General features: G+C 72.3%; 13 protein-coding genes. 8 read left to right on the forward strand and 5 right to left on the reverse strand.

Going from position 1 to position 15,257, the window contains the following annotated elements; all coding sequences use genetic code 11:
• Window positions 1-40: 40 nt before the first annotated feature.
• On the reverse strand, window positions 41-508 hold the full coding sequence (locus ACIP5K_RS27235; protein WP_401413614.1) for a pyridoxamine 5'-phosphate oxidase family protein: 468 nt from the start codon (window positions 506-508) through the stop codon (window positions 41-43).
• Window positions 505-1,104 carry a GNAT family N-acetyltransferase gene (locus ACIP5K_RS27240; RefSeq protein WP_401413616.1) on the reverse strand — a complete coding sequence of 200 codons (600 nt, stop codon included), beginning with the start codon at window positions 1,102-1,104 and terminating at the stop codon, window positions 505-507. Before ACIP5K_RS27240 ends, ACIP5K_RS27235 begins: the two co-directional genes overlap by 4 nt.
• Window positions 1,105-1,495: 391 nt before the next feature.
• On the opposite strand from ACIP5K_RS27240, the gene ACIP5K_RS27245 reads away from it, so the two are divergent.
• The 4 genes from ACIP5K_RS27245 to ACIP5K_RS27260 all read left to right on the forward strand — a co-directional run bounded on the left by ACIP5K_RS27245 (window position 1,496) and on the right by ACIP5K_RS27260 (window position 8,178).
• Window positions 1,496-2,590, forward strand: a complete 1,095-nt coding sequence (locus tag ACIP5K_RS27245) for a DUF1996 domain-containing protein (protein WP_401413618.1) — start codon at window positions 1,496-1,498, stop codon at window positions 2,588-2,590.
• A gap of 102 nt (window positions 2,591-2,692) precedes the next feature.
• Window positions 2,693-4,444, forward strand: a complete 1,752-nt coding sequence (locus ACIP5K_RS27250; protein WP_401413620.1) for a discoidin domain-containing protein — start codon at window positions 2,693-2,695, stop codon at window positions 4,442-4,444.
• Window positions 4,445-4,512: 68 nt separating this feature from the next.
• Window positions 4,513-7,041, forward strand: coding sequence for a beta-glucosidase (locus ACIP5K_RS27255; RefSeq protein WP_401413622.1), 2,529 nt, complete (start codon window positions 4,513-4,515; stop codon window positions 7,039-7,041).
• 96 nt (window positions 7,042-7,137) lie between these two features.
• The gene (locus tag ACIP5K_RS27260; protein WP_401413624.1) at window positions 7,138-8,178 is read left to right on the forward strand and encodes a LacI family DNA-binding transcriptional regulator; all 1,041 of its coding nucleotides are present in this window, start codon (window positions 7,138-7,140) and stop codon (window positions 8,176-8,178) included.
• Between the two features lie 19 nt (window positions 8,179-8,197).
• Here ACIP5K_RS27260 and ACIP5K_RS27265 read toward each other — a convergent pair whose 3' ends face one another.
• Window positions 8,198-9,490, reverse strand: a complete 1,293-nt coding sequence (locus ACIP5K_RS27265; RefSeq protein WP_401413626.1) for an ROK family protein — start codon at window positions 9,488-9,490, stop codon at window positions 8,198-8,200.
• 215 nt (window positions 9,491-9,705) lie between these two features.
• Between ACIP5K_RS27265 and ACIP5K_RS27270 the strand changes: the two genes are divergently transcribed.
• Genes ACIP5K_RS27270 through ACIP5K_RS27285 form a run of 4 tightly spaced genes read left to right on the forward strand, consistent with a single transcriptional unit; the run spans window position 9,706 to window position 14,338 of the window.
• A complete protein-coding gene (locus tag ACIP5K_RS27270; protein ID WP_401413628.1) occupies window positions 9,706-11,022 on the forward strand; it encodes an ABC transporter substrate-binding protein in 1,317 nt (438 codons plus the stop codon).
• 14 nt (window positions 11,023-11,036) lie between these two features.
• Entirely contained in the window at window positions 11,037-12,044 is a 1,008-nt protein-coding gene (locus tag ACIP5K_RS27275; protein WP_401413630.1) for a carbohydrate ABC transporter permease, read from the forward strand.
• Window positions 12,037-12,933 carry a carbohydrate ABC transporter permease gene (locus ACIP5K_RS27280; RefSeq protein WP_401413632.1) on the forward strand — a complete coding sequence of 299 codons (897 nt, stop codon included), beginning with the start codon at window positions 12,037-12,039 and terminating at the stop codon, window positions 12,931-12,933. Before ACIP5K_RS27275 ends, ACIP5K_RS27280 begins: the two co-directional genes overlap by 8 nt.
• A 40-nt stretch (window positions 12,934-12,973) precedes the next feature.
• Window positions 12,974-14,338, forward strand: a complete 1,365-nt coding sequence (locus tag ACIP5K_RS27285) for a GH1 family beta-glucosidase (protein ID WP_401413634.1) — start codon at window positions 12,974-12,976, stop codon at window positions 14,336-14,338.
• Between the two features lie 64 nt (window positions 14,339-14,402).
• Here the strand turns inward: ACIP5K_RS27285 and ACIP5K_RS27290 are convergent, their stop codons facing one another.
• On the reverse strand, window positions 14,403-14,669 hold the full coding sequence (locus ACIP5K_RS27290) for a metal-sensitive transcriptional regulator (RefSeq protein ID WP_401413636.1): 267 nt from the start codon (window positions 14,667-14,669) through the stop codon (window positions 14,403-14,405).
• A complete protein-coding gene (locus ACIP5K_RS27295; protein ID WP_401413638.1) occupies window positions 14,666-15,232 on the reverse strand; it encodes a rhodanese-like domain-containing protein in 567 nt (188 codons plus the stop codon). Before ACIP5K_RS27295 ends, ACIP5K_RS27290 begins: the two co-directional genes overlap by 4 nt.
• Window positions 15,233-15,257: the final 25 nt, after the last annotated feature.

Here is a 15,257-nt window from a genome sequence, read left to right on the forward strand (position 1 = left end):
GCCCCGCCCCGCCGTACGCGCGGTGCGGGGCACCGGTGCGTCAGCCGTCGACCAGCCAGGTCCCGTCGCGCATCACGTCCCGCCCGTCGAGCTCGTTCACCTCGCGCCACGCCTGGACGCGCACGGGCCGGACGCGGAAATAGAGGTACGGCGCCGACAGCGCGCGCGGGTCGAAGCCCGTCTTCGCGGCGAACGCGTCGCCGAGCGCGGGCGTCACCTCGGCGTCGCCCAGCACCTCGGTCACGCCCTCGATGTGCACGACGTCGCGGGTCGGCCCGAGGCCCAGGTGCGCCCTCCCGGTCGCGACGAGATTGCGGGCCACCGGGTTCGACGCCCGGGTCGAGAGGATCAGCGCGCCGTCGTACCAGAGGAACGACAGCGGCATCATGTACGGCGTCCCGTCCGCCGGATCGGCCGTCGCGACCCACACGTCGACGTCCTGCTCCAGGCGGGCCAGGGTGTCCTGCGTGCGCTGCTTCGCCGAACGGGCGGGCGCGGTCCCGGTCATGGATGCTCCTTCGGGGACGACGGGGGAGACGGCGGGGAAGTCGACGGGGGAGCGGTCGGACGGGACGGTGTGCCCCCGTCGGGCGCCGCGTAGCCGCGCACGGTGACCCGCACCCCCGGCGCCCAGTGCTGCCGCCCCGTGCCGAGGAACGTCCAGCCCGCCCGCTCGTAGAGGGCGATCGCGGCCGTGTCGGTGGTGACGACGTCGAGGACGGCGCGGCTGCACTGCGCCCGGGCCGCGTCGGCCGCCCGCGCCAGCAGCAGCGTGCCGAGCCCCCGGCCGCGCTCGCCGGGAGCGACGAAGAGCCGGCTGACGACGGCCACCGGCCCGGGGTCCCGCCGCAGGAGGGCCGGCGCCACGTCGCCCGCGGCGGCCCGCACCAGCGCGACGTGCCCGGCGATCCGCCCGTCCCGCTCCACGACCCAGGCCCGGTCACCGGCGCCGCCGAGGGCGAGCCAGCCCGCGGGATCGGCCGGCCAGACGGTGGGATACCCGTCCGCGAGGTGCACCGCACGCAGCGCGGCGACACAGGCGCCGAGGTCACCCGCGCCGCGCGCTCTCGTCCGGGGCGCGGCCCCCGCTCCGTCGCTTCGCACCGGGTCATCAGATCACGTACCGCCCCGGTGATCCACCGGTCGCGTCCGCTCCGGACGGTATGCATGGGAGAGCGCTCTCCCATCGGAGTGCCGGATGCTGGGTAAAGTCTTCGAGCCCACGCCGGAGCGGTGCGCCCACCCTGACCTGCACCGGCAACTCGGCTGCTCCGGCGCCGCGTTGCCGCTCCGTTTAACGAGATGTTCACCAAGTCTTGACGGGCTCGCGTCACGGCCGGAACACTGCGGGACGTGGGAGAGCGCTCTCCAACCTTCTCCCCGTCACGAGGGTGCGCCCTCGCCGGCGCACCCCGGGCTCCTCCCCAAGGTCGGCCCGGGGCGCGCCCCCTACCCCCCCCATCCCCCCAACGACCCTGCATCGCAGGAGGCATCCATGGCCCGAAGAGCACGAACCCTCTCGGGGGCCCTGATATCCGGCGCGCTGCTCCTCACCTCGCTCGGGGTGGGCGCCGTGGCCGCCGTCGGCGCGGGCGCGGACACCGTCGCGGCCGCTCCCGCACCCGCTCCCGCCGCGCACACGGGCCACGTGATGGCCGCATCGACCAAGGCGTCCGGCGACGACGCGGACGGCGACGGCTACATCCCGGCGAACCCGCCGGTCACCGGCGTGCAGCCGTCCGACAAGGAGCCGCCGCACCGCTACTTCCACGAGTTCCAGGCCCACTGCACGGTCACCCACACCAGGCCCGACGACCCGATCGTGTACCCCGGCCAGCCGGGCAAGTCCCACGACCACACCTTCATGGGCAACACCACGACCGACGCGAACAGCACCACCGCATCGCTCGACAAGGGTCCGACCTCGTGCCTCGCGCCCGGCGACAAGTCCGGGTACTGGATGCCCACCATGCTCAACGGTGACAAGCCGGTGCTCCCGGTGGGCGAGCAGACCATCTACTACAAGGCCGGTGTCACCGACTACACCAGCGTGCGGCCCTTCCCGAAGGGGCTGCGGTTCGTGGTCGGCAGCCCGATGCAGACGGCGCAGGAGTTCCGCAACCACCCGGGGTTCGTCGAGGGCTGGGAGTGCGGTGACAGCTACTTCAACGTCGACTTCCCCAAGCAGTGCCCCACCACCCAGGACACCCAGGTCAACATCCGCTTCCAGGCGCCCAGTTGCTGGGACGGGAAGTACCTGGACACCCCGGACCACAAGAGCCACATGTCCTACCCCGTGGTGAAGCCCGGCACGAACAACAACGTCTGCCCGGCCGACCACCCGGTCGCGCTGCCGATGATCGAGTTCAAGATGGCGTTCCCGGTCAACGGGGACCTGTCGAAGCTCAGGCTGGCCAGCGGGCCCGCCTACTCCTTCCACTACGACTTCTTCAACGCCTGGGACGACCGGACCCTGAAGGCGATGGTGGACCACTGCGTCGTCGGCGGGCTCCAGTGCGACCCGCGCGGCTACGACCAGAGTCACCCGGAGAACGGCGCGGTCCTCAACGACCGCTACGAACTCCCCTGAGGTGAGCGAGGGGTGGCCGGCGCCTTCCGGCGCCGGCCGCCCGTGCGCCCTCCCCCCGCTCGGCACCCGCACCCCCGCACCCTCCCCCCCCCGGAGAGACACATGCCCACACCCCACTCCACCGGACGGCGTCTCGCCGCGCCCGTCACCGCCGGTGTCCTCGCGGCCTGTGCCCTGATGCTGCCCGGCCAGCAGGCGCACGCCGCCGGCGACGTCGTCAAGGTGACCGGCTCGCAGGGCCACTGGCAGCTGACCGTGAACGGTTCCCCCTACCAGGTGAAGGGCCTCACCTGGGGCCCCTCCGTCGCGGACGCCGGCAAGTACATGCCCGACGTCAAGTCGATGGGCGTCAACACGATCCGCACCTGGGGCACCGACGCCTCCAGCAAGCCGCTCTTCGACACCGCCGCAGCGAACGGCATCAAGGTGATCGCCGGATTCTGGCTCCAGCCCGGCGGCGGCCCCGGCAGCGGCGGCTGCGTCAACTACGTCACCGACACCACGTACAAGAACAACATGCTCGCCGAGTTCCCCAAGTGGGTGCAGACCTACAAGGACAACCCCGGCGTCCTCATGTGGAACGTGGGCAACGAGTCGGTCCTCGGGCTCCAGAACTGCTACAGCGGCGCCGAGCTGGAGAAGCAGCGCGACGCGTACACGACGTTCGTCAACGACGTGACGAAGAAGATCCACGCGGTGGACCCGAACCACCCCGTCACCTCCACCGACGCCTGGGTCGGTGCCTGGCCCTACTACAAGAAGAACGCGCCCGACCTCGACCTGTACGCCGTCAACTCCTACAACGCCGTCTGCGACGTCAAGGCCGCCTGGGAGCAGGGCGGTTACACCAAGCCCTACATCGTCACCGAGACCGGACCCGCGGGGGAGTGGGAGGTGCCCGACGACGCCAACGGCGTGCCCGCCGAGCCCACCGACCAGGCCAAGGCCGACGGCTACCGCAAGGCGTGGCAGTGCATCACCGGGCACCAGGGCGTGGCCCTGGGCGCCACGATGTTCCACTACGGCACCGAGTACGACTTCGGCGGCATCTGGTTCAACCTGCTGCCCGCCGGGGAGAAGCGCCTGTCCTACTACGCGGTGAAGAGGGCGTACGGCGGCAACACCGCCGGCGACAACACCCCGCCGGTCTTCTCCTCGATGGCCGTCGAGGGCGACGCGTCGAAGGTGGCCGCGGGCCGCGACCTCACGATCGCCACCAAGGTGACCGACCCCGACGGCGACCGGATCTCCTACGAGGTCCTCGCCAACAGCATGTACATCGACCAGGGCAAGGACCTGACCCCGCTCAAGGCCACCGACCTGGGCTCCGGCCGGCTGAAGGTGACCGCACCGGACAGGCCCGGCGTGTGGAAGATCTACGTCAAGGCCACCGACGGCCGCGGGAACGTCGGCGTCGAGACCCGCTCCGTGCGCGTGGTGCCGCCGCCCGTCAGCGGCACGAACATCGCCCTGGGCAGGCCCGCCACCGCCTCCTCCCAGCAGACGTCCGACTACGGCGACTGCCCGTGCCTGGCGTCGTCCGCCGTCGACGGCAAGAACGACACCCGCTGGGCCAGCGACTGGAGCGACCCCCAGTGGCTCCAGGTCGACCTCGGCTCCCAGCGGTCCTTCCGGCACGTGCAGCTCAACTGGGAGACCTCGTACGCGAAGGCCTACACGATCCAGACCTCCGACGACGGCCAGAACTGGCGGACCGTCCAGGAGGTGACCAACGGCAACGGCGGTGTCGACGACTTCGACGTCAACGGCACCGGACGCTACGTCCGCGTCAACGGCACCGCCCGCGGCACCGGATACGGTTACTCGCTCTACGAGTTCGGCGTCTACAACTGATCCACCGGGCCCCCGCCGGCCGCGACGCGCGGCGGGGGCCCGGCACGCTCTTCCGGGGAGGGAACCGCATGGAGGACGACGAACTCACACGGCTCGTCGACAAGTTGAGCCTCGCACAGAAGGTGGAGATGCTGACCGGCGCCACCACCTGGCGCACCGCCGCGCAACCCGCGGTCGGCCTGCGCGAGATGGTGATGTCGGACGGGCCCACCGGAGTGCGCGGCGAGTCGTGGGACGAGCGCCGCACCTCCGCGCTGCTGCCCGCGGCCACGGCGCTGGCCGCGATGTGGGACGAGGACCTGACCGGACGGCTCGGCGCGCTCCTCGCGCAGGAGGCCCGGGGCAAGGGCGTGCACGTCGTCCTCGGCCCGACCCTCAACCTGCACCGCTCGCCGCTGGCCGGACGGCACTTCGAATGCTTCTCCGAGGACCCGGAGCTCACCGGCCGCACCGGGGCGGCCCTGATCCGCGGCATCCAGTCCGGCGGGGTCGCCGCGACCGCCAAGCACTACGTCGCCAACGACTCCGAGACCGACCGGCTCACCGTCGACGTCCGCGTCCCCGAACGCGCCCTGCACGAGGTCTACCTGGCGCCCTTCGAAGCGGCCGTCGAGGCCGGCGCCTGGGCCGTCATGTCCGGCTACAACGGCGTCGGCGGCGCGACGATGACGGAGAGCCCGCTGCTCGGCGAACCGCTCAAGGGGCGCTGGGGCTTCGACGGCGTCGTGGTGTCCGACTGGGCGGCGGTCCGCTCCACCGTCCCGTCGGCGCTCGCCGCGCAGGACCTCGCCATGCCCGGCCCGCAGAGCCCCTGGGGCGAGGCCCTCCTGAGCGCCGTGCGGGCCGGACAGGTGCCGGAAGAGGTGATCGACGACAAGGTCCGCCGCCTGCTGCGCCTCGCCGAACGCGTCGGCGCCCTCGGCGACGCGGCACCGGTCCGGCCCCCGCGGCAGGGCCCGCGCCGGTCCCGCGCCCTGCTGCGCCGGGCCGTCGCCGCGAGCACCGTCCTGCTCACGAACCACGGCGTCCTGCCCTGGTCCACCGGCGCCGTGCGCACCGTCGCCGTGATCGGCGCCCACGCGGCGCGCCCCCGGCTCCAGGGCGGCGGCAGCGCCGGGGTGTTCCCGCAGCACACCGTCACCCCGCTCGACGGCATCCGCGCCGCGCTGCGCGGCCGCGCCGAGGTCACTTATGTCCCCGGGCCCGCCCTCGTCGAGCAGCCCTGGCCGCTCGACGCGGACCGGTGCGCCGACCCGCGTACCGGGCGGCCGGGGCTGCTGCTGCGGGTCCTCGACCGCGCGGGACACGAGCTGTACGCCGAACACCGGCTCTCGGGCCGCCTGCTGGAACCGGCGCTGGTGCCCGGCGCGCACACCGTGGAGCTGAGCGCGACCCTGCGGCCGTCCGTCGGTGGCGAGTGGACGTTCGGCGTCGGCGGCTTCGGCCGTCTCGAACTCCTGGTGGACGGCGAGCCGTTGGTGGCGGGCACCTATCCGAAGACCACCGACGACCCGGCCGTCGTGCACGTCGGACCGCCCTGCCGGCACGGCCGGATCGTGCTCAGGGCGGGCCGGGCGGTCGAGGTGGTGGCCCGGCGCAGCCTGGAGCCCGACACCGGCCGCGCCACCCTGCTGACCGCCGCGCCGCCGCCCCCGGACCGGGCGGCGGCCCTGGCCCGGGCCGTCGAGGCGGCCCGCGCCGCGGACGTCGCCGTCGTCGTGGTCGGCACCACCGAGGGCAGCGAGTCCGAGGGCCACGACCGCGTCACGCTCGCCCTGCCCGGCGACCAGGACGCCCTGGTGGCCGCCGTCGCCGCCGCCCAGCCCCGCACCGTCGCCGTCGTCAACTCCGGCGGACCGGTCGAACTGCCCTGGCGGGACGAGGTCGGGGCCCTGCTGCTCGCCTGGTTCCCCGGCCAGGAGTCCGGCGCCGGGCTCGCCGACGTCCTGTTCGGGCAGGCCGAACCGGGCGGACGGCTCCCCACCACCTGGGCCGCCCGGCTCACCGACGCACCGGTCACCCGGACGCGGCCCGAGGACGGTGTCCTCGTGTACGGGGAGGGAACGCACATCGGCCACCGCGCCTGGCTCGGGGCGGGGCGCGAGCCCGCCTACTGGTTCGGACACGGACTGGGCTACACCACGTGGGACTACGAGGACATCGAGGTGCCCGCGCACGCCGGTCCCGACGGCTTCACGGTCCGCGTCACCGTCCGCAACACCGGCGACAGGGCGGGCCGCGAAGTGGTCCAGGTCTACCTGTCCCGGCCGGAGTCCGCCGTCGAGCGCCCGGCGCGCTGGCTCGCCGGGTACGCGGCCGTGACGGCCCGCCCCGGCGCCCGGACCGAGGTGGAGGTGCACGTGCCCGCCCGGGCACTGCGGCACTGGTCGCCCGGCGACCACGACTGGCGCACCGAGCCCGGCCGCTACCGGGTGCACGCGGGCCGGTCGGCCGGCGACCTGCCCCTGACGACACGGATCGAGGTGACGCCCGCGCACCGGGCACCGCGTCAGCCGCCGCACCGAACCGCGCACCGGACCCCGCAACCGCCCGGGCCACGCCCCCCGCTCCCGGCGCTCCAGCGAACCGTCCGGTGACCCCGGGGCCGCCGGCGGCCCGGACCCCGTGTCACCCGGCCGCCGAGTGCGGGAGAGCGCTCCCCGAGACGCGTGGTCGGCGGATATGGTGTGACCATGAGCAAAAGCGTGCCGACCTTGGAGGACGTGGCGCGGGAGGCCGGCGTCTCCCGGGCCACGGTCTCCCGGGTCATCAACGGCGTACGGAATGTGGATCCGAGCATCCAGAACGTGGTCCGCGAGGCCGTCGAGCGCACGGGGTACACCCCCAACCAGGCCGCGCGCTCGCTGGTCACCCGGCGGGCGCAGACCATCGCGCTCGTGGTGTCCGGCGCCGGGGACGAGGACGACGGCGTGCCGGGCGACTTCACGGCGCGGGTGTTCGCCGACCCGTTCTTCGGGCGCGTGGTCACCGGCGTCGTCGGGTTCCTGCGTCCGCGCTCCATGCATCCGGTGCTCATGTTCGCCGACTCCGACGGCGCGCGCCGCCAGGTCGTCGACTATCTGCGGCAGGGCAGCGCGGACGGCGCGCTCGTGGTCTCCACGCACGCCGAGGACCCGCTGCCCGCGCAGCTCGCGGCCGGGCGGCTGCCCGCGGTGTGCTTCGCGCGGCCCGCGGTGGCGGCGCCGATCAGCTACGTCGACCTCGCGCACCGCGACGGCGGGCTGCTGGCCGCGCGCCATCTGCTCGCCCGCGGCTGCCGGCGGCCCGCCACGGTCTCCGGGCCGCTCGACCTGCCCGCGGGCCAGGAGCGGCTCGCGGGGTTCCGGGACGGCATGGAGCGCGGTGGCGTGCCCTACGTACCCATCGCGGAGGGCGGGTTCACCCTGGAGAGCGGTGTCGCGGCGATGGAGCGGCTGCTCGACGAACACCCCGAAATCGACTCCGTGTTCGCCGCGAACGACCTGATGGCGCAGGGCGTGTGCCGGGTGCTGGGCGACCGGGGCCGGCGGGTGCCGCAGGACGTGGCCGTCGTCGGCTTCGACGACTCCAGCGCGGCGCTGGCCTGCCGTCCGCCCCTGACCACCGTCAGACAGCCGGTGGAGGCGATGGCGGCGGCCATGGCCGAGCTCCTCCACGAGTTCGTCCAGGGCGAGCGCACCGAGCCCACGTCGCGGATCTTCGACCCCGAGCTGGTGGTGCGCGAGTCGGCGTGACTCCCTGCCGCGCGCCGGTTCAGTGCAGCGCGCGTCCCCGCAGCGCGCCGTGCCACGCGGGTGGTTCGACCGTCCGCGGCGCCTCGGGCGGACGGCCGCCGCGCGCGAAGAACGCCGCGAGCGGCAGTGTCGCCGCACCCACGGTCACGGCGTCCGGCCCGAGCCGGCCGAGCTCCACGCTGACCCGCGACGCGGGATAGGAGAGCGCGTACGTCGGCAGGTGCCGGCGGACGGAGGTCAGGAACCGCTCGCCGAGCTGGAGCCCGGCCCAGCCGCCGACCAGGATGCGGTCCGGCTGGAAGAGGTTGACCAGGTCGGACAGGCCCGCGCCCAGGTACTCGGCCGTCTCCTCGATGATGGCCAGCGCCGTCGGCTCCGGTGCCCGGCCGGGCTCGCGGGGGTGCGCGGCGTCCATCATCGCGGCGAGCGCCGTCTCCTCGTCCGCGCCGTGCGGCGGGCGCCCGCCGGCCTCCCGCCACCGGTCCAGCAGCGCCTCGGCGCCCGCGTACGCCTCCAGGCAGCCAAGGGCGCCGCACCGGCAGCGGCGCCCCCGTACCCGTACCGTCAGGTGGCCCCACTCCACGGCCCGCGCCTGGGCCGCGTCGCCGGTCACCACGCAGGCGCCGACGCCGGAGCCGAAGAGCACCACCACCGCGTTCTGCGTGCCGCGGCCCGCGCCGAACCACATCTCGGCCTGGCCGAGTGTCCGGGCGCCGTTGTCGATGAAGTAGTCGACCGTGGGCGGGAGCTGGCAGGCCCGGCGGAGCACCGACTCCAGCGGCACCGCGCTCCAGCCGACGGTCTGTCCGTGCACGACCGCCCCCTCGGGGGTGTGCGCGACGATGCCGGGCACGCCGATGCCGACGCCCAGCAGCGGGCCCGGGTGGTCCCGTCCGGCGTCGAGCACCTCGCGGACGCCCGAGGCGACCAGTTCGGCGACGCCCTCCACGGGATGCCCCTTCAGGTCCAGCGGGCGTTCGGTGCGGGCCAGTTCGGTGAGGGACAGGTCGAGCAGCTCCACCCGGATCCGGGTCTCGCCGACGTCCACCCCGATCAGCCGCCCGCAGCCGGGCACGATGCGCAGCAGGGTGCGGGGTCTGCCGCCCTCGGACTCGACGCTGCCGGCCTCCTCGACCAGGCCGTCCGCGGCGAGTTCGGCCACCACGTTGCTGATGGAACCTGAACTCAGGCCGATGGCGGGGCCCAGCTCGTTCCGGCTCATCGGGCCGTTGAAATACAACTGTTGCAATAGGGCGGTCCGGTTCTCCCTTCGCAGGTCGTGCACTGTCCGTCCACCGCGCCGCCCGGCCATGTGTCTCCCTCAGGCTCTGTCCGACTCGAAGTTGTTAGCTCCGACCCCCTTGACGGTACCTTCTCGTGCGGTTTAACTCACGTCCTAAATTAAGTCGTGAGGGTCTTCAAGAGTTGAAGCGGGCGGTCGGTTCGCCGATGTTGGCCGCGCCCCCTTCGCCTCTCCCACCTTGAGCCATCCCCCGACGACTTCCTCCGGAAAGGGACACCTGGAGCATGAGCAGAATCCGAGCCACCGCCATCGGCGCCGTCACCGCGTCGCTCGCTCTCGCCGCGACCGCCTGTGGTGGCGGCTCTTCCACGGGGGGTGGGTCCAACGACTCCCCGAAGACCCTCACGTACTGGGCGTCGAACCAGGGTGCGAGCATCCAGGTCGACAAGAAGGTCCTCCAGCCGGAGCTCGACAAGTTCGAGAAGAAGACCGGGATCAAGGTCAAGCTCGAAGTCGTCCCCTGGTCGGACCTGCTGAACCGCATCATGGCCGCCACCACCTCGGGCCAGGGTCCCGACGTGCTGAACATCGGCAACACCTGGAGCGCCTCCCTTCAGGCCACCGGCGCCCTGCTCCCCTGGGACGCCAAGCAGTTCGACAAGATCGGCGGCAAGGACCGCTTCGTCGAGTCCGCGCTCGGCTCGGCCGGCCCCGAGGGCAAGGACCCGGCGGCGGTGCCGCTGTACTCGATGTCGTACGCGCTCTACTACAACAAGAAGATGTTCAAGGACGCGGGGATATCCAAGCCCCCGACGACCTGGGACGAGGTCGTCGCCGACGGCAAGAAGATCTCCAAGAACGGCAAGTGGGGTCTGGGCGCCGAGGGTTCGAACCTGTCCAACAACATCCACCAGATCTTCGTGCTGGCCAAGCAGCGCGGCACCGACTGGTTCACCGCCGACGGCAAGCCGGACTTCACCTCCGACGGCGCGGTCGCCGCGGTCAAGCAGTACGTCGACCTGATGGCCAAGGACAAGATCATCGCGCCCGGCAACGCCGAGTACGCGCAGAACCAGTCCCTGAGCGACTTCTCCAAGGGCAAGACGGCCATGGTCCTGTGGCAGGCCGCCGCCTCCACGTTCAAGTCGCAGGGCATGTCCGAGGACGACTACGGGATGGTCCCCGCGCCCGTCCAGTCCGGCGCCCCCGGCACCGGCAACCAGGTCAACTCGATGGTCGCCGGCATCAACATCGCCGTCTTCAAGAACACCAAGAACCTCGAGGGCGCCTCGAAGTTCGTGAAGTTCATGACCAGCGACGAGGAGTCCAAGCTCCTCAACAAGACCTACGGCTCCATCCCGCCGGTCAAGGCCGCGCAGGAGGACCCCGCGTTCCAGAGCGCGACCACCAGCGTGCTCAAGGACACCCTGGCCAAGAGCGCGGCGCCGCTGCCCCAGGTCGCCGAGGAGTCCCAGTTCGAGACGGCGGTCGGTACGGCCGTCAAGGAACTGTTCGCCGACGCGGCCAACGGCAAGGCCGTCACCACGGAGTCCGTGAAGGCCGCGCTGACCAAGGCGCAGCAGTCGATGCCGAACAAGTGAGCACGGAGAACGCGATGACCACGACCGCCCCTTCCCCCGCACCGGCGGGGGAGGGGCGGGCCGTCGGCAAGGACTCCCCCGGGGCGGCGAGCGGCAAGAGCCGCCGTCCCGGGCGGATCCGCCGGCTCGGCCTGCCCTACCTGCTGCTCCTGCCCGCTCTCGTGCTCGAACTCCTCGTGCACCTCGTGCCCATGGTCATGGGCGTGGTGATGAGCTTCAAGGAGCTCACCCAGTTCTACATCCGGGACTGGAACTCGGCTCCCTGGACGGGCCTGGACAACTTCAAGGTCGCCGTCGACTTCGACGCCCCCGTCGGCCAGGCGCTGCTCCACTCCTTCTTCGTCACCTGCCTGTTCACCATCCTGTCGGTGGGCCTGTGCTGGGCCATCGGCACCGCCGCGGCCGTCTTCATGCAGGAGACGTTCAAGGGCCGCGGTATCCTGCGCGCCCTGTTCCTCATCCCGTACGCGCTGCCCGTCTACGCCGCCGTGATCACCTGGGTCTTCATGTTCCAGCACGACAACGGCCTGGTGAACCACGTCCTGCACGACCAGCTCGGCGTCACCGACAAGCCGTCCTTCTGGCTGATCGGCGACAACAGCTTCTACGCCCTGCTCACCGTCTCGGTGTGGAAGGGCTGGCCGTTCGCCTTCCTCATCGTGATGGCCGGCCTCCAGAACATCCCCAAGGAGATGTACGAGGCCGCCTCCCTCGACGGCGCCGGCCTGTGGCAGCAGCTGCGCCGCATCACGCTGCCCTCGCTGCGCCCGGTCAACCAGGTCCTCGTGCTCGTCCTGTTCCTGTGGACGTTCAACGACTTCAACACGCCCTACGTGATGTTCGGCAAGGCGGCGCCCGAAGCGGCCGACATCATCTCCGTGCACATCTACCAGTCCTCGTTCGTCACCTGGAACTTCGGCAGCGGCTCCGCCATGTCCGTGCTGCTCCTGCTGTTCCTGCTCGTCGTGACGGGCGTCTACCTGGCGCTCACCTCGCGCGGAAGGAAGACTTCCGATGTCTGACACTGCCGTGGCCAAGACCGTGGACACCCCGGTGCGGCACCGCTCACCGATGGCGTCACCGCAGTCCTTCCTGTGGGCCCGCCGGATCTTCCTCACGCTGCTGGCCGCCTTCGTCCTGCTGCCCGTGTTCGTCATGGTCTCCAGCTCGCTCAAGCCGCTCCAGGACGTCCAGGGCGAGTTCCGGTGGATCCCCAGCGGGCTGACCATCCGCCCCTACATCGACATCTGGTCGACGGTCCCGCTCGCCAAGTACTTCGTGAACTCGCTGATCGTGGCGGGTGCGGCGACGGTCTGCTCGGTGATCGTCGCGGTGTTCGCCGCGTACGCGGTCAGCCGCTACCGCTTCAAGGGCAAGCGCGTCTTCACGGTGACCGTGCTGTCGACGCAGATGTTCCCCGGCATCCTCTTCCTGCTGCCGCTGTTCCTCATCTACGTCAACATCGGCAACGCCACCGGGATCGCCCTGTTCGGCTCGCGCGGCGGACTGATCCTCACCTACATGACGTTCACGCTGCCGTTCGCGATCTGGATGCTCATCGGGTACTTCGAGTCGGTGCCGCGCGACCTGGACGAGGCCGCCCTCGTCGACGGCTGCGGTCCGCTCGGCGCGCTGTTCCGCATCATCGTGCCGGCCGCCATCCCCGGCATCGTCGCGGTCGCGGTCTACGCGTTCATGACCGCGTGGGGCGAGGTGCTGTTCGCCTCGGTGATGACCAACGACGACACCCGCACCCTCTCGGTGGGTCTCGGCGCCTACGCCAACCTCAACGACGTGTACTGGAACCAGATCATGGCCGCCTCGCTCGTCGTCAGTGTGCCCGTCGTCGCCGGCTTCCTGCTGTTGCAGCGCTACCTCGTCACCGGTCTCACCGCCGGCGCGGTCAAGTGACCCACCCCCTCCTACAGACCGTACTTGTGAAAGGAACCCTGTGTCCGAGCCCCTAGACCTCGCCGCTTTCCCGAACGACTTCCTGTGGGGCACGGCCACCGCCGCGTACCAGATCGAAGGAGCGGTCGCGGAGGACGGCCGCGCGCCCTCGATCTGGGACACGTTCTCGCACACGCCCGGCAAGGTCGACAACGGCGACACCGGCGACGTGGCCTGCGACCACTACCACCGCTGGCGCGAGGACTTCGACCTGCTCAAGCAACTGGGCACCAACGCCTACCGGTTCTCCGTCGCCTGGCCGCGGATCATGCCCGGCGGCGACGGCCCGGTCAACGCCAAGGGCCTGGACTTCTACGACCGGCTGACCGACGCGCTGCTCGCGGACGGCATCTCGCCGATGGTCACCCTCTACCACTGGGACCTGCCCCAGGCGCTCCAGGACCGCGGCGGCTGGCCCGCCCGCGAGACCGCCGAGGCGTTCGGCGCGTTCGCGTCCGTCGTCGCCGAGCGGCTCGGCGACCGGGTGAAGCAGTGGACGCCGCTGAACGAGCCGCTGTGCTCGGCGTGGATCGGCCACCTGGAGGGCCGCATGGCGCCCGGCCTCGCCGACCTCAACGCCGCCGTCCCGGCCTCCTACCACCTGCTGCTCGGCCACGGTCTGGCCACCCAGGCGATCCGCGCCGCCGTCCCCGACGCCGAGGTCGGCATCGTCCTCAACCTGGCGCAGGTGGAGCCCGCCACCGACCGGCCCGAGGACATCGCCGCCACCCGCCGCATGGACGGCCACTCCAACCGCTGGTGGCTCGACCCGGTGCACGGCCGCGGCTTCCCCGCGGACATGGTCGAGGTCTACGGCGTCGAGCTGCCCGAGCGGCCGGGCGACCTGGACACGATCGCGGCGCCGCTGGACTGGCTGGGCCTCAACTACTACTTCCCGTCCACGATCGCCGACCACCCGGCCGGCCCCGCCCCGTACGCCGATGCCGTGCGCCGCCTCGGCGTGCCGCGCACCGGCATGGACTGGGAGGTCGACGCCAACGGCATCGAGACCCTGCTGCTCCGGCTGACCAACGAGTACGGCGCGCGCAAGCTGTACATCACGGAGAACGGCTCCGCGTACCCGGACGTGGTCCGCCCCGACGGGACCGTCGACGACCCCGAGCGGGAGCAGTACCTCGTGGACCACCTCGCGGCCTGCGCCCGCGCGGTGCGCAAGGGCGCGCCGCTCGCCGGGTACTTCGCCTGGTCGCTGCTTGACAACTTCGAGTGGGCCTACGGCTACGACAAGCGGTTCGGCCTCGTCCACGTCGACTACCAGACGCAGGTGCGGACCATCAAGGGCAGCGGTCACCGCTACGCGGACATCGTGCGCCGGCACGGTGCGCGGGTGCGGCGCGCCGCCTGAGAACGCCGTCCCGGTGGGGCCGACCGGAAGCGGTCCCACCGGGGCGGTCCCGCGCGTACGGGGATCAGGCGAGGGAGAGGAACAGCTTCTCCAGCTCGTCCTCCGTCAGCGGCGGCTGCTCGCCCTCGGCGGCGTTCATGCAGTCCCGCATCCCCGACGCGATGATCTTGAACCCGGCCCGGTCGAGGGCCCGGGACACGGCGGCCAGCTGGGTCACCACGTCCTTGCAGTCGCGGCCCGCCTCGATCATCGCGATGACGCCGGCGAGCTGGCCCTGCGCGCGGCGCAGCCGCTTGAGGACGGCGTCCGTGGCCGCCGGGGTGCCGCTCATGCGCGCAGCGCGGCGCGGGCCGCGTCGAGGGCGTCGGGCGCCGGACGGTTGAAGGGCAGCCTGCCGAGCACGGCCGCCATCCCGCAGGTGTTGCTGAGGCCCGAGTAGACCAGGCCCGAGGCGACCCCGGCGGCCAGCAGCCGGCCCTTCGGTGCGCGGCTGCCGAGCGCGAGTCCGGCGAGGACCAGGGCGCCGGCGGTGAACCGGACCTGGCGGTCCATCGCCCAGACCGCGCGGCCTCGGTGGGCCGCCGTGTCGACGGGGAGTCCCTCGGCGGTCCAGGCGTGCGTGCCGCCGTCGAGGCCGACCGCGTCCACGCCCGCGGCGGCGAGTTCGGCGCAGGCGGCGGCGGAGCGCCGGCCCGCGGCGCAGACCACGACGAGGCGGCGCCGCTCGGCCGCGGCGCGCAGGTCGGGCAGGAGCGCGACCAGCTGGTCGGCCGGCACGTTCACCGCGCCGGGCACGTGGCCGGAGGCGTACTCGCCGGGTGCCCGCACGTCGATGACGAGGGTGCTGTCGGCGGGGCGGGCGTGCAGCTCCGCGGGGGCGAGGGTGGTGCTCATGGTTCTCCCTGGGTGTGCGGGGTGG

It is taken from the genome of Streptomyces sp. NPDC088785 (assembly GCF_044750685.1).
Classification (GTDB): Bacteria; Actinomycetota; Actinomycetes; order Streptomycetales; family Streptomycetaceae; genus Streptomyces.

Coding starts and splice junctions, on each gene's coding strand:
- ACIP5K_RS27295 (WP_401413638.1), bottom strand. CDS start 15,232: ATGAGCACCACCCTCGCCCCCGCGGAGCTGCACGCCCGCCCCGCCGAC.
- ACIP5K_RS27260 (WP_401413624.1), top strand. CDS start 7,138: ATGAGCAAAAGCGTGCCGACCTTGGAGGACGTGGCGCGGGAGGCCGGC.
- ACIP5K_RS27280 (WP_401413632.1), top strand. CDS start 12,037: ATGTCTGACACTGCCGTGGCCAAGACCGTGGACACCCCGGTGCGGCAC.
- ACIP5K_RS27270 (WP_401413628.1), top strand. CDS start 9,706: ATGAGCAGAATCCGAGCCACCGCCATCGGCGCCGTCACCGCGTCGCTC.
- ACIP5K_RS27235 (WP_401413614.1), bottom strand. CDS start 508: ATGACCGGGACCGCGCCCGCCCGTTCGGCGAAGCAGCGCACGCAGGAC.
- ACIP5K_RS27245 (WP_401413618.1), top strand. CDS start 1,496: ATGGCCCGAAGAGCACGAACCCTCTCGGGGGCCCTGATATCCGGCGCG.
- ACIP5K_RS27290 (WP_401413636.1), bottom strand. CDS start 14,669: ATGAGCGGCACCCCGGCGGCCACGGACGCCGTCCTCAAGCGGCTGCGC.
- ACIP5K_RS27265 (WP_401413626.1), bottom strand. CDS start 9,490: ATGGCCGGGCGGCGCGGTGGACGGACAGTGCACGACCTGCGAAGGGAG.
- ACIP5K_RS27275 (WP_401413630.1), top strand. CDS start 11,037: ATGACCACGACCGCCCCTTCCCCCGCACCGGCGGGGGAGGGGCGGGCC.
- ACIP5K_RS27255 (WP_401413622.1), top strand. CDS start 4,513: ATGGAGGACGACGAACTCACACGGCTCGTCGACAAGTTGAGCCTCGCA.
- ACIP5K_RS27250 (WP_401413620.1), top strand. CDS start 2,693: ATGCCCACACCCCACTCCACCGGACGGCGTCTCGCCGCGCCCGTCACC.